The organism is Pseudomonas sp. GM55, from assembly GCF_000282395.1.
Lineage (GTDB): Bacteria > Pseudomonadota > Gammaproteobacteria > Pseudomonadales > Pseudomonadaceae > Aquipseudomonas > Aquipseudomonas fluorescens_CC.
On the sequence record NZ_AKJJ01000091.1, the window covers coordinates 24,375 to 38,188 of the forward strand.

At 62.3% G+C, this 13,814-nt stretch carries 12 protein-coding genes; 4 read left to right on the plus strand and 8 right to left on the minus strand.

From position 1 onward, the window contains the following. Positions 1–96 precede the first annotated feature (96 nt). Positions 97–924 (minus strand): phosphonoacetaldehyde hydrolase, encoded by an 828-nt coding sequence (phnX, locus tag PMI31_RS22215; RefSeq protein ID WP_008020871.1) that lies wholly within the window; start codon positions 922–924, stop codon positions 97–99. A gap of 152 nt (positions 925–1,076) precedes the next feature. Further along, positions 1,077–2,186, minus strand: a complete 1,110-nt coding sequence (locus PMI31_RS22220) for a 2-aminoethylphosphonate--pyruvate transaminase (protein ID WP_008020872.1) — start codon at positions 2,184–2,186, stop codon at positions 1,077–1,079. 109 nt (positions 2,187–2,295) lie between these two features. Here PMI31_RS22220 and PMI31_RS22225 point away from each other — a divergent pair, with 109 nt between their 5' ends. Then, positions 2,296–3,159 (plus strand): LysR substrate-binding domain-containing protein, encoded by an 864-nt coding sequence (locus tag PMI31_RS22225; protein WP_008020876.1) that lies wholly within the window; start codon positions 2,296–2,298, stop codon positions 3,157–3,159. A 93-nt stretch (positions 3,160–3,252) separates the two neighbouring features. On the opposite strand, the gene PMI31_RS22230 is transcribed toward PMI31_RS22225, so the two are convergent. Continuing rightward, positions 3,253–4,125 carry a LysR family transcriptional regulator gene (locus PMI31_RS22230; RefSeq protein WP_008020877.1) on the minus strand — a complete coding sequence of 291 codons (873 nt, stop codon included), beginning with the start codon at positions 4,123–4,125 and terminating at the stop codon, positions 3,253–3,255. 268 nt (positions 4,126–4,393) lie between these two features. Between PMI31_RS22230 and PMI31_RS22235 the strand changes: the two genes are divergently transcribed. After that, positions 4,394–5,719: an MFS transporter gene (locus tag PMI31_RS22235; RefSeq protein ID WP_008020878.1), complete on the plus strand. Its 1,326-nt coding sequence runs from the start codon at positions 4,394–4,396 to the stop codon at positions 5,717–5,719. 70 nt (positions 5,720–5,789) lie between these two features. After that, positions 5,790–7,181: an FAD-dependent oxidoreductase gene (locus tag PMI31_RS22240; protein ID WP_008020879.1), complete on the plus strand. Its 1,392-nt coding sequence runs from the start codon at positions 5,790–5,792 to the stop codon at positions 7,179–7,181. Positions 7,182–7,199: 18 nt separating this feature from the next. Here PMI31_RS22240 and PMI31_RS22245 read toward each other — a convergent pair whose 3' ends face one another. After that, positions 7,200–8,606: a type VI secretion system Vgr family protein gene (locus PMI31_RS22245; RefSeq protein WP_008020880.1), complete on the minus strand. Its 1,407-nt coding sequence runs from the start codon at positions 8,604–8,606 to the stop codon at positions 7,200–7,202. 225 nt (positions 8,607–8,831) lie between these two features. Here PMI31_RS22245 and PMI31_RS22250 point away from each other — a divergent pair, with 225 nt between their 5' ends. Further along, positions 8,832–9,536, plus strand: coding sequence for a YebC/PmpR family DNA-binding transcriptional regulator (locus PMI31_RS22250; protein ID WP_008020881.1), 705 nt, complete (start codon positions 8,832–8,834; stop codon positions 9,534–9,536). Between the two features lie 147 nt (positions 9,537–9,683). Here the strand turns inward: PMI31_RS22250 and PMI31_RS22255 are convergent, their stop codons facing one another. The 4 genes from PMI31_RS22255 to PMI31_RS22270 all read right to left on the minus strand — a co-directional run bounded on the left by PMI31_RS22255 (position 9,684) and on the right by PMI31_RS22270 (position 13,742). Further along, positions 9,684–10,997: a leucine-rich repeat-containing protein kinase family protein gene (locus PMI31_RS22255; RefSeq protein ID WP_008020883.1), complete on the minus strand. Its 1,314-nt coding sequence runs from the start codon at positions 10,995–10,997 to the stop codon at positions 9,684–9,686. An 81-nt stretch (positions 10,998–11,078) separates the two neighbouring features. Then, positions 11,079–12,203, minus strand: a complete 1,125-nt coding sequence (gene zapE, locus PMI31_RS22260; protein WP_008020884.1) for a cell division protein ZapE — start codon at positions 12,201–12,203, stop codon at positions 11,079–11,081. 283 nt (positions 12,204–12,486) lie between these two features. Next, complete coding sequence (locus PMI31_RS22265) at positions 12,487–13,239, minus strand: anti-sigma factor family protein (protein WP_008020885.1); 753 nt, start codon at positions 13,237–13,239, stop codon at positions 12,487–12,489. Further along, the gene (locus PMI31_RS22270; protein ID WP_008020886.1) at positions 13,236–13,742 is read right to left on the minus strand and encodes a sigma-70 family RNA polymerase sigma factor; all 507 of its coding nucleotides are present in this window, start codon (positions 13,740–13,742) and stop codon (positions 13,236–13,238) included. Before PMI31_RS22270 ends, PMI31_RS22265 begins: the two co-directional genes overlap by 4 nt. Positions 13,743–13,814: the final 72 nt, after the last annotated feature.

The following is a 13,814-nucleotide window of genomic DNA, read 5'->3' on the forward strand; positions in this document are numbered from 1 at the left end:
CCGGGCTGCGTTCCGACGATGGTGTGTCAGTCGACATCAATGTATCTGACACTCCATCGCGAGCAAGCTCGCTCCTACAGGGGGGCGTTGCGTTTTTTAGCTCGATTGCGGCATTTCGCCGTTGGCCAGACGCTTGTTGATGTCGGCGATCACTTCCGGCAGGTCGGTGATGGTGTCGATCATGTAGTGCGGGCGTGAACCTTCGAACATCCCATGGATGCGCTTGCGCTCGCTGTCCAGCTGGTCGCTGCCCAGGGCGCGATAACCTTCGTAGTCCAGGCCCAGGGCGTTGCCCGAGCAGATCAGCGCCACGGTCCACATGCCGGCGCGGCGACCTTCGAGAATGCCCGGCACGGTGTCATCGATCTTCACGCACGCGGCGACATCGTCGATGCCCAGGGCGATGACATTGGCCAGCGCCTGGGCGGGCCATGGGCGACCGTTCGGGACTTCGTCGGTGGCGACCACGTGATCGGCCACGTAACCGTTGGTGGCGGCCAGTTCGACCACTTTGTCCATGACCTGTTTCGGGTAACCGGAGCAGGAGCCGATCTTGATCCCTTGCTGGCGCAGGTTGGCGATGGTCTCCAGTGCGCCCGGGATCAGTGCCGAGTGTTCGGCGATTTTTTCGATCTGCAGCGGCATGAAGCGTTGGTAAATCGCGGTGACGTCATCGTCGGTCGGTGTGCGGCCGAACACTTTGCGATAACGCTCGGCAACGTCCGGCAGATCGCACAGGGTGCGGATGTGGTCCCACTTGCCCATGCCCATCGGGCCACGGGCTTCTTCGATGGACACCTGGACGTCGAACTCGGCGAAAGCCTCGACGAAAATCTGCGTCGGGGCGAAGGAGCCGAAGTCGACCACGGTGCCGGCCCAGTCGAGGATGGCGGCTTGCAGTTTGGTTGGGTTGGCGTAGTTCATGGTGAAAAAATTCCTGTGAGAACGAGTTGTCAGGGAGTTCGCCTTCCCTGTGGGAGCGGGCTTGCCCGCGATGTGGTCCGGTCAGTCGACATCAATGGTGAATATCAGACCGCTATCGCGGGCAAGCCCGCTCCCACAGGGATCGTGGTGGATCAAATGTCTAGCACTTCCATCTCGCGCAGTACTTCGCCAATCGCGGCCACGGCTTCGCGCATTTCGGCCGGTTGGACATGGCCGATGCAGCCGACGCGGAAGGTTTCGACCTGGGTCAACTTGCCGGGGTAGAGGATGTAACCCTTGGCCTTGACCCGCTCGTAGAACTCCTTGAACTGGTAGCGCGGGTCTTTCGGGGCATGGAAGGTGGCGATGATCGGCGCCTGGATAGCCGCCGGCAGGAAGCTGCGCAGCCCCAATTTGCCCATCTCTTCCATCAGTGCCTGGCAATTGGCGGCGTAGCGTTCGTGCCGCGCCGGCAAGCCACCTTCTTCGTTGTATTGCAGCAGGGCTTCGTGTAGCGCGGCGACCACATGGGTCGGCGGGGTGAAGCGCCACTGGCCGGTCTTGGCCATGTAGGCGTACTGGTCCTGCAGGTCCATCGCCAGCGAGTGCGAATTGCCGGCGGCAGCGGCCAGGGATTCCTTGCGAGCGAAGACAAAGCCCATACCCGGCACGCCCTCCAGGCATTTACCGGAGGCTGCGATCAGTGCGTCGAACGGAATCTGTTGCGCGTCTACCGGTAGCGCGCCGAAGGAGCTCATGGCGTCGATGATCAGGTGTTTGCCGTGCCGGGCAATCACGTCGGCGATTTCCGGCAGCGGATTGAGGATACCGGTGCTGGTTTCGCAGTGAATCAGGGCGACGTGGGTGATGCCGTTGTCGGCGCGCAGCAGGCGGTCGACGTCGGCGGCGGTGGTCGGCTCGTCTTCGGCGGTTTCAAAAGTGCTGAAGGAGCGGCCCAGCACCTCGCAGATCTTCGCCAGGCGTTTGCCGTAGGCGCCGTTGATCAGTACCAGAACCTTGCCGTCCCGAGGCACCAGCGTGCCGATCGCTGCCTCGACCGCGAAGGTGCCACTGCCTTGCAGGGGCACGCAGTGGTGCGTGGCGGCGCCGTTGACGATCGCCAGCAGTTGCTCGCAGAGGCTGGCGGTCAGTTGATTGAAGCGGTCATCCCATGAACCCCAGTCGATCATCATCGCCTGACGGGTGCGGGCCGAAGTGGTCAATGGGCCGGGGGTGAGCAGGATGGGTTCGGCAGTACTCATTCTCATGTCCTCGCAATCGATGGGATGAAGCTACGGGGCCTAAATTGCAATTTGCCGTGTTATCAATCAAATTGTTTGTTGTTATGCCAGCCATCAGTGAGAGTTATTCATGAACCTGTTTCAGCTCCGCGCCTTCGATGCCGTGGCGCGCGAAGGCAGCTTTACCCGGGCGGCGGCGCGGTTGTTTATCAGCCAGCCAGCGGTAACCGGGCACATCAAGGCCCTGGAGGAGCACTACCAGATCACCCTGTTGCGCCGCACCGCCCGCCGAGTGGAGCTGACGGAGGAGGGCACCAAGCTGGCGGCCATCACCCGGGCGATGTTCGGCCTGGCCGAAGAGGCGCAGGTGATGCTTGAAGCCAACCGGCAATTGCTGACCGGACGCCTGGAGGTAGCGGCGGACGGTCCGCACATGGTCATGCCGATGCTCGCCAGCCTGCGCGCGCGCTATCCGGGGATCACGGTGAACCTGCGCCTGGGCAACGCCCAGGAAACCCTGGCGGCGCTGTTGTCCGAACATGCCGACGTGGCAGTGCTGACCGAGGTCGAGCCGCGCAAGGGCTTGCATCTGCAAGCGCTGAACGAATCGCGAATTTGCGCACTGGTGCCCGACGGGCATCCCTGGGCGCAGAAGACCAAAGGCGTGCAGCTCAAGGAACTGGATCAGGTGATCATGGTGTTGCGCGAACCGAGTTCGATCACCCGGCGCACCTTCGATGAGGCGTGCGCCCAGGCCAGGGTCAATCCGCGGGTGTTGCTGGAACTGGACAGCCGCGAAGCGGTGACCGAGGCGGTGGCCGCCGAACTGGGGGTGGGGGTGGTGTCGTCGGTGGAGGTCAGCCACGACCCGCGGGTGGCGGCGGTGCCGATCATTGGCGAGGGATTGGTGAACCGGCACATGATCGGGTGCATGGAGCGGCGCAGGGATTTGCGCTTGATCCAGGCGTTTTTCGGATTGGCGCCAGGCAGGTAAACCGAGTCGCCTGCAATCGCGGGCAAGCCCGCTCCCACAGGTTCAGCGCCGTCCTTGTGGGAGCGGGCTTGCCCGCGAAGGGGCCGGACCTGCCTACACCAGACTCTCGCGCACCATCTCCAGAAACGTCGCCACCACCCGCCGCGAACTCTGCTCGCGCAAGCACACCAGGGTTTCAGTCAGCCGTCGTTCGCAATCGGTAATCGGCAACGCGCACACCCTGGAGTCCGCGCCAAACTCGGCAGCCGACACCACGCCCACCCCGATCCCGACCACCACCGCTTCCCGCGCAGCCTCCCGGCCCTCGACCTGAATCGCCGGGCGAATGCGGAACCCGGCGCGTTGCATTTCCTCCTCCAGGGTCTGTCGGGTCACCGAGCCGATTTCCCGCAACACCAGTGGCGTGTCGTCGAGGTCCGCGAGGGTGATGGATTCGCGGTCGGCCCAGGGGTGATGGCGCGACACGAACGCCACCATCGGGTCGTTACGCAGGGGCAGGGAGATCAGGCGTTCATCGCTGACGTCACGGCCCAGCAGCGCCAGGTCGGCCTGGTAGTTGAACAGTCGGAACAGCGACTCATCGGTGTTGCCGGTTTCGATCTTCACGCTGATCCCGGGGTAGCGTTCGCAGAACCGGGCAATCTGCGGCAGCACGTGCACCGGTGCATCCACCGCCAGAATCAAGCTGCCGGTCTGCAAGGCCTGGGATTCCTGAAGCAGTTCCTGGGCTTCGGCCTCGATCACAAAAAGCCGCTGGGTAACGCTCAACAGGCGTTCGCCCAGATCGGTCAGGCGCACCGAGCGCTTGTTGCGGTGAAACAGCAAAACACCGTAACGCTCTTCAAGCTTGCGCACTTGGTCGGAGATCGCCGGTTGCGTCAGAAAAAGCCGCTCGGCGGCTTTGGTAAAGCTGCCATGGACCGCCACGGCGTGGAACGCTTTGAGCTGCGCGTGGGAAACCGACATGGCAATCTCCAGTAACAAGCTGAACTTATATTTGAAATACGATAAATCGATTTCACTTATTAATCAGTAATTGTTTTTATCCACCTCAGCCCCGCTGACTGGTCAGTCGAACAGCAGCGGGTGCCATGAGCCTGGGCGTGCAATAACAGGACTCATCTGACCGGTATCCGCCGTAGGGACAGGGCGATATCGCAGTGCTCAACAATAAAAACACAGGCGTTTTCTTCCAATTCTGCCGGCACACTCACACCCTGAGGTCAGAACCACAATGAACAAGCACATCGGCACCATCAAGCGTTGGCGCGTGCAGATCTTCGCGATCACCTGGCTCGCCTACGCCGCTTTCTACTTCACCCGCAAAGCCTTCTCGGTGGCCAAGCTCGGCATCGCCGAAGACCCGACCTTCATGCTCGACAAAATGGCCATGGCCAACCTCGACGCCATCTACCTGACGGCCTACGCCGTCGGCCAATTCACCTGGGGCATCCTTGCCGACCGCTTCGGCCCGCGGGTGGTGGTGCTGGGCGGGTTGCTGATTTCCGCCTGTGCGGCGCTGGTGATGGGCAACTTTGCAACGTTACCGATTTTCGCTACCTGCATGCTGATACAAGGCCTGGCGCAGTCCACCGGATGGTCGGGGCTGTGCAAGAACCTCGGCAGTTTCTTTCCCGCCGAGCAGCGCGGGCGGGTACTGGGCCTGTGGAGTTCCTGCTACGCCTTTGGCGGTCTCGTGGCGTCGCCGTTTGCCGGTTGGTGGGCGTATACGCTCATCGGCAGCTGGCATGCAGCGTTCATTTCCAGTGCGGCGGTGGTTGGGCTGGTCGCCGTGCTGTTTTTTATTTTCCAACGTAACAAACCGGAAGACGTCGGCTTGCCGGCGGTGGAGCCGGAACCCGAGCTGACCGCCGAACAAGCCGACGCGCAAAGCAAAATCAGCATGTGGGAGCCTTTGAAGGAAATCCTGCGCAATCGTACGGTGCTGGTGCTGGGGCTGGCGTACTTCATGCTCAAGCCGGCGCGCTACGCGATTCTGCTGTGGGGGCCGGTGATCGTCTTCGAGCAAATGCCTTCGGTGGGCAAGGTCGGTGCGGCGATCATTCCGACCGCGTTTGAACTGGCCGGGTTGCTCGGGCCGATCCTGATTGGCCTGGCCTCGGACAAACTGTTCGGCGCCCGGCGCATGCCAGCCTGCGTGATCAGCCTGTTGGCGTTGACGGTGTCCCTGGCATTTTTCATGGGCGCCCTGCATACCGGCAGTGTGCTGCTGGTGGTGGCGCTGCTGTTCGTCATGGGCCTGACCCTCTACGGACCGGACTCGATGATCAGCGGCGCGGCCGCCATCGACTTCGGCACCGCCAAGGCCGGTGCCACGGCAGCCGGCTTCGTCAATGGCTGCGGCTCGGTCGGGGCGATTCTTGGCGGACTGCTGCCGGGCTACTTCGACACCGTTACCGTGTTCATCGTCTTCGCCGGCTGCGCCATGTTCTCGGCGCTGGTGTTGATGCCGCACTGGAACAGTCGCCCCGGCGGTCTGGGTACTCACTTCGCCTACGTACCCAATAAAGCGATGACCATCAAACCCCTGCGTACCTGAATCCTGTCCCTCGTCGCCTGCTGTACCTGCGGCAGGCCGGCGTGTGGGCAACTGACCGGAGATTGACCCCATGAGACCCTTTTGGCTGGAGCAGGCCTTGAAGGCTGATGCATCCGAAACCTGTCCGCCGCTGGAAGGCGACAGCCGCGCCGACGTGTGTATCGTCGGTGGCGGTTATACCGGGTTGTGGACCGCGATCATGCTCAAGGAACAGAACCCGGAACTGGACGTGGTGCTCATCGAAGCGGACATTTGCGGCGCCGGAGCCAGTGGACGCAATGGCGGTTGTGCGTTGTCGTGGTCGGCCAAGTATTTCACCCTGGAGCGGTTGTTCGGCGTCGAGGAAGCCGTGCGCCTGGTCAAGGAGTCCGAGCGCAGCATCCATGCCATCGGCGCCTTCTGCGAACAGTATGCGGTGGAGGCCGATTATCGCCTCGACGGTACGCTCTACACCGCCACCAACCGTGCGCAATGCGGCTCGACCGATGCGGTCATCGCCGCACTGGGGCGCAACGGCATCAATTCGTTCACTCAGCGGCCGGTGGCCGATGTGCAGCGCATGGCCGGTTCGAGCAAACACCTGGAAGGCTGGTTTTCCCCGGCCGCGGCCAGTGTGCAGCCGGGCAAGCTGGTGCGCGGTCTGCGCCGGGTCGCCCTGCAATTGGGCGTGAGGATTCACGAATACACCGCGATGACCGGGCTGGAAGAAGGCAAGCCGGCGGGGATTCAAACCCCCAACGGCACGGTTCGCGCCGATCGCGTGGTACTGGCGATGAACGCCTGGATGGCCCGGGCGTTCCCGCAGTTCGAACGCAGCGTGGCGATCGTTTCCAGCGACATGCTGATCACCGAGCCCCGGCCGGATTTGCTCGATGAAATCGGCTTGACCAGCGGTGTCACGGTGCTCGATTCGCGGATTTTCGTGCACTACTACCACAACACCCCGGACGGCCGGATCATGCTGGGCAAGGGCGGCAATACCTTCGCTTATGGTGGACGCATGTTGCCGGTGTTCGATCAGCCTTCACCCTATGCCGGATTGTTGCGCAACAGCCTGGCGGATTTCTTCCCGGCGTTTGCCGACGTCAAGGTCGAAGCGACCTGGAATGGTCCGTCGGACCGTTCGGTGACCGGGCTGCCGTTTTTCGGGCAGATGAGCGCCAGTGGCAATGTGTTCTACGGTTTTGGCTACTCCGGCAGTGGTGTAGGCCCCTGCCACATGGGCGGGCAGATCCTGGCGTCGATGGTCCAGGGCCTGGACAACCCCTGGACCCGGTCGCCGCTGGTCAACGGCCCGCTGGGTTTCTTTCCGCCGGAGCCGATTCGCTACATTGGCTCGCTGATGGTGCGCAACGCCATCCGCCGCAAGGAGCGCGCGGAGGATCACGGACGTCGGCCGCGGCATCTGGATGTGCGCCTGGCGAAGTTCGCCGCAGCGGCCGGAAAGGCTGACAAGGGCTGAGCGTCAGGGCGCAAGGTTCTAGCGGTTGAGCAGCCAGTCGAACAGCAGGCGGGTGTCGCCGCGGGGCTCGCGCGGACGAGGGCGGCGAGGTTGTGGCCTTGGGCTCATGGCCGTACAGAGCACCGGGCGATCCGGGTCACTGTCGAGGAAAATCACCAGTACCTCGCTGCCAGCCACGGGCAAGCGGGCCGGATCGATCCAGTCCTCGGCGGTGGTCAGCGCCAGCGGTAACCAGAGGCTGGTGGACACCTCGTTGGTTGATTGTATGGCGGGCCAGAGGATCACCTGAACCCGGCCATCCTCATCCACTGTCGCCGGTTGCCCGACCGAACCGCACACTTGGGCGGGCTGATACCCGGGGATGCTCGGCCTGGGCTGTTTGAGCGCTGGCCTGAATACCGTCGACCACGGGATGGCGCTGAATTGATTGCGGTAACCCGGGGTCATGCCCGCAGTGTCGTCGAGCAGAATGGAGGCGTGACGACCCTGATGGCGGATTTCGGTGACCAGCCATTGATCGTTGAAATTCGCCAACGGGTGCTCGGCCACCTGTACGATCCGGCCGCTGCGTAATGCTCCCTGGTTACTTTGACCGTGGATCTGCAGGTGCCGGCAACGCAGGCGTTCCAGTTGTCGACGGCTGAGCTGGTCGCGATGTTGTTGTTCGCGAGCGGGAAAGTGTCTCGCCGTGGCGAACGAGTGATTGGCTGCGCCGTCGCGGATGTCCGGTGCACCCGGATTCCTGGCACTTGGGCGCTCGGGGGAGAGCGGAGCGTCATGGCGCTGGAACAATTCGCTGATCACAGGTTCGTGATGTTCGTCGAGGGCGTCGCTGCGCAACGGCATGAGCAGCGGTTCCTGGGGGAAACTCAGGCTGTCATCGGCCAATACCAGGACATGGCCGTCGCGGTGATGTTCGAAGTGATAGTGAATGCCTTCTTCCTCGCACAGTCGTTGCAGCAACGCCAGGTCGGTTTCTTCGTACTGGATGCAAAAAGGTCGCAGGGGGTAGTACCCGGTTGCCAGTTCAAAGCGATAGCTGCCGGCGGGCAACCCCTGTTCCTCCAGTAACTGGCACAGGATCATGGGCACGCTGGCGTGCTGGAAAACCCGCCGGCATCGTTGCCTATCCAGCGCCTGGATACGGGACACCAGCACCAGTTTGTAAGCGACCCGGTGCCCGCTTCGGTGTTCACAACTGGCGCTGTCCAGCACGCCATGAATGCCTTGGTCGTGGCCAAATTCGAGGAACGCCGGCTGGTGCAGCAATCGTTCAAGGTTCAGGGCCGGTGCCAGCCCGATCACCTCGATGTCGAATCGATAGGGCTGGTTGAGTGCTTCATGACCACTGAACCGGACCACCTGGAAACTCAGTTCGTCATCGAGAAGCGTCAGGGTGGCGGGACTTTCCTTTTCGTTGTGCATCGAACACGCTGCTGCCGTGGAATAGGGTGCAAAGCGTACGAAACCCCAGCGCATTGCGGGCAGGCTAAAGCGACATTTCCGAATTGCCCTACAACCGCTGGTGAAGATGTCGATACCAGTCGGGATTTTTTGGTCGATTGCCAACTTTAGGCCGTATAAACTTGCGCAAAGCGCCGGCCAATCGTTGTCTCGGCGCCACAGATGCCACAGATAAGAGAGTGAGAAATGGGCGCACAGTGGAAGGTTAAACACAAAGAAGCGGCAGCCAATGCCAAGGGCAAGATCTTCGGCAAACTGGTGAAAGAAATCACCATTGCTGCGCGTAACGGCGCTGATGTTGCTACCAACGCACACTTGCGTCTGGTCGTTGAACAGGCCAAGAAAGCCTCGATGCCCAAGGAAACACTGGATCGTGCCATCAAGAAAGGTGCGGGCCTGCTGGGCGAAACCGTGCAATACCATCGCGTGACGTATGAAGGGTTCGCCCCGCATCAGGTGCCCCTGATCGTTGAATGCGTGACCGACAACATCAACCGTACCGTCGCCGAGATCCGCGTGGCGTTCCGCAAGGGTCAACTGGGGGCTTCCGGTTCGGTGGCCTGGGACTTCAACCATGTCGGCATGATCGAAGCATCGCCGGACACCCCGGACGCCGATCCGGAAATGGCCGCCATCGAAGCCGGAGCACAGGATTTCGAACCGGGTGAAGACGGTGCAACCCTGTTCCTGACCGAGCCGACCGACCTCGACGCGGTACAGAAAGCCCTGCCGGAACAAGGCTTCACCGTGCTGTCGGCCAAACTGGGCTACCAGCCGAAAAATCCGGTCAGCGGCCTGAGCGACGAGCAGATGGCGGAAGTCGAAGCGTTCCTCGAAGGCCTTGATAACCACGACGACGTGCAGGACATGTTTGTCGGGTTGGCGGGTTAAGTCTTTGTGTCAATGACGGCTCTGTTGTCTGGCAGGCCGTCATCGTCGGATCGCCGCCCGGAGCAAGCTCGCTCCCACAGGTTTAGCGCTACCCTTGTGGGAGCGAGCCGGCTCCGGGCGGCGATCCGACGATTGACCGCGCAGCGGTCACATATTTTCCAGTTGCTCCACGACTTCGCTGAACCCCGGCCGCGCCAGCACTTGTGGCTGACAGCAACGCTGTTCCAGATCTTCCAGCACCCCACGCAGTTCATCGCTCAACCCCGAGTCGATCCGCTCCAGCAACTCCCCCAGCAACACCCCGAACGCCCGCACCTCGATCCGCTGCAAGGCACGGCTTTCAAGGCTGTCGGAAATCGCGTGGAACGACGCCGCACCAAAGTCCCCCAGCAAGCAATCCCCCTGTTCATTCCACAGAATGTTGTGCCCATAGAGGTCGCCGTGGGTGATGCCATGGCTGTGCAGGTGCTCGGCCACCGAGGCAATGCCTGAGGCAATGCGCAGCGCCACGGCAGCACTCAAGCGCAAGTCGTCGGGGTATATGTCGCGGCTGCACGACGCCAGGCTCGGCAGCGCGGCGAGGTTGCGGTAACTCGGTGCGATCAGTTGCATCACCAGCCCGGCGGTGTGCTGCGGGTGATCGACAATCCGCCCTTCGACGCGGATCAGGTTCGGGTGCAGGCCCGCGGTGATACAGGCGTTCATCTCGTGCAGTGGCGAACCGTCGCTGGTCATTTCGCCCTTGTAGAGCTTCACCGCAACGGCCATGGACGGCTGGTCGGCCGGTTGCCAGGTGGCCTGATGAATCACCCCCGACGCACCTTCCCCGAGTTTTTTCTCCAGACGCAATGCCGACCAGTCAATGCGCGGTGTGGCGTCGAGGGCCGCAGCATCGGCTTCGGTTTCCAGCGGGTTGCCGGCGTACGCCAGCCAGGTCAGGCTCGGCAATTCCAGCAGCCATTGCGGTAACCCGGTCAACTGGTTGGCAGCGATGCGGATCAGTTCCAGCCGGTGGCACTGGCGCAACGACTCCGGCAGCGCTTGCAAACGGTTGCCGGCAAGCATGAGCTTTTGCAGGAACGGGCGCTCTCCCAGTTCGCTCGGCAAGGTTTCGATGCAGTTATCGGTCAGGATCAGCCAGCGCAGCAGCGGTGGCAGCGCCGCTGCGGGCACGTGGGCGATGCGGTTGGCCTTGAAGCCGATCATCGTCAGTGCGGTGCATTGGCCCAGGCAGGCCGGCAACTCGGTGAAGCGGTTATCGGAACAGAACAGCACGCGCAAACGGGTCAGGCGATGCAGGTCCTGCGGCAGGTCGCTCAAGGCATTGCCGCTGAGGTTGAGCACTTCCAGCGAGTCCGCCAGATCGAAAATCTCCCGGGGGAACTCGGTGAGGCCTTCAACAAGATCCAGCCGCGTGATGCCTGACAACTCGCCGGCGCGCAATTGAGCAAGGGTATGCATGAACAGATTCGCTATTGATCAGGGAATAGGCGCGTGGCCCCGGAAATGCGCGACATGATAGCGGCAAAGTCGGGTGATCTGTCAGGCCGGTTCGCAGACTTCGACCAGTTGCCCCAATCGACTGCGGGTGCGCGCCAGATCAATGGCATCACCGTCCAGGCTTTCACGCAGGGCGTGCTGCCCGAGCAGCGTCAGGTGCTTGTCCTGGTCGTACAGCACGTCGATGAGGTTGATGAAGCGCTGTTGGGCGGCAATCGAGCATTCACCGAGCCGCGGCAGCTCATCGATGATCCAGCTATCGAAACGGCGGCACAGCTCCAGGTAATCCATCACGGCCGTAGGGTGTTCGCAAAGGTCGGCGAAAGTAAAACCGATGCGCCGCTCATCGCAGAAACGGGCCTGGAAATGCCGGGTGCCCACGGGTAGCGACACGGGCGGGGCGCCGCGATCCGGCAGATTCAATGACCGTCGCTGCACTGCGCTGGCCGGCCACACGTAATGGCCTTGGGTGAACAGTTGATGCGCGTGGCTTCGGACCTGGCTGCGATAGTCGTGCGGGCCGCCGACTTCCATCACCTGCATGCGCGCATTGATCAAGTCGATCACCGGTTTGAAGCGGGCGTGGTACAGCGGATTGGGCAGCAGGCCTTCGGGTGGGTAGTTGGAGGTGACCAGCAACAGGATGCCGCGCTGGAACAGCGCCTTGAACAACCGGTTGATGAGCATCGCATCACCGATGTCGTGCACATGGAACTCATCGAAACACAGCACCCGGCAATCGCTGAGCAGTGCGTCGAGGGTGATCTCCAGGGCGTCGGCACACTCGCGGTGTTCGAACATGCCCTGGTGCAGCTGGGCGAAAAACTGATGGAAGTGCAGGCGCTGTTTTTTTGCGAGGGGAATGGCCCGGAAAAACCCGTCGAGCAGCCAGCTTTTGCCGCGCCCCACGGCACCATGCAGGTAAAGGCCGGGAAGGAGGCTCGGCGCAGTGCCCGCCAGTATGCCTGCCTGCCGGGCCATGCAGTCGATCACGCGCTGTTGGCTGTGGCTGAGGGTGTAGCCCTGGAAGTGGGCCTGGTGACGGAAGTAGTCGCGGATGACTTGGCCCGCCGCGACGCTGCCGGCAGCCGGTGCCTGGCCGAAAAGGCGACGCAACGATTGCCAGCGCGATTTGATTCGCGAACGATTGGGCGGTCGAACGGCCACTGAGATATCACCTCTGGTGTGCGGGCAGGCTCTGCGAGCTGCGGCGGCATAGTGTAACCAGAGCAGGGAATTTGCTTCCAGCTGTGTGGGTGTGCGTCGGAGCAGTTCCGGCGGGGAACGTCCGCCGATACGACAGGTCACTTGGAAGGGCCTGTAGGAGCGAGCTTGCTCGCGAAAAACTCTGGATAACGCGGGCATTCAGGCAGCACGCGTTATCGTTGACGTCCATCGTCGGAACGCCGCCCGGAGCAAGCTCGCTCCTACAGGGGGGGTGGTGTTGTGGTCAGAACTGTGTGGTCTGCCTCAGCATCTGCGCCGCCGGCGTATCCGCCGGGCTGACCATCGCATAGTTGTAACCGCCCCCCGACCAATACTCGGCCTGCAACCCGCCATCGCTGCGACTGCCTCTTGGCAGCATGAAGTTTTTCGGTCCCGGTGGGCGCACGTAGAAGCTGATCTTTTGTCCCCTCAGGTTCTGGTAAACCACCATCGCCGCAGGCCCTTGATCGGTGCTGAGCAAGCGCCCGCTGACCGGTTTGAATCCGGCGCCGGTGAGGTCGGGCAAGCGATTGGCCCGGGTGAAATAGCGGTCGAGCCAGCCCTGCATGTCGCCGTCATCGCTGGCCTTGTAGTCCGCCGGCAGGATCTCTTGCTGGGCAATCAGGCGATAGGCTTGCAGGGCATCGGTCATTGGAAGCGGGGCGCCGACCAGGGTCATTTGCCGTGCCTGCCAGCCACTGAAACCGCCGACGCCGACAGCAATCAGCAGCACCGCGGCGCTGGCCAGGTGTCGGCGGGACTGGCGCTTGAGGCGCCGGCGAATCAGTGCCGGATCGAGGTTCGGGTTGGCCGGTTGCTGCAAGGCACCACCGAGGGCTGCGCGCAGTTGCTGGGCGTCCAGCTGCCAGGCACGCACTTGCGCGGACATTTCTGGATTGCTCGCCAGAAAAGTCTCGACCAGGCGTCGGTCGGCGTCGCTCAACTGGTGGTCGACATAGGCGTGCAGATCACGCTCGCTGGGGGGCATGCTGATCATTTGAGTCTCCGCAGGGAAGGGCGGTTGATTTCGCCATCGCTGAGTTGGCGCAGAGCCTGGCGAGCCCGGGACAGGCGGGACATCACGGTGCCAATGGGGACGTCGAGAATCTCGGCGACCTCTTTGTAACTCAAGCCTTCCACCGACACCCAGAGCAGCAGCGCGCGTTGCTCCGTGGGCAGTTGATCGAAGGCGTGGAGGGTGGATTGTGCCATCACGGTGCGTTCCACCGAGGGCTGGGTATCGTCACGCCCGATGAAGAATTCGAGCATGCGCGCATAACGCCGGGAGCGGCGGTGCGCATCGAGAAACTGCCGATAGAGAATCGAAAACAACCAGGCGCGCAAGTCGCCCTCGACACGTTTGCCGCCCCAACTCGACAGTGCTCGCTCCAGGCTCGCCTGTACCAGGTCGTCGGCGCTGCTGGTGTTGCGCGTCAACGACACGGCAAAGCGGCGCAATCCTGGAATGATTTCTCTCAGTTGTTCGTCGATATCGTTCATCAGGTTCTGACAAGTCTCTACGCTTGGGACTAGGAAGACGCCCCGTGCCGGAGGTTATTCCACGCTTGAAAA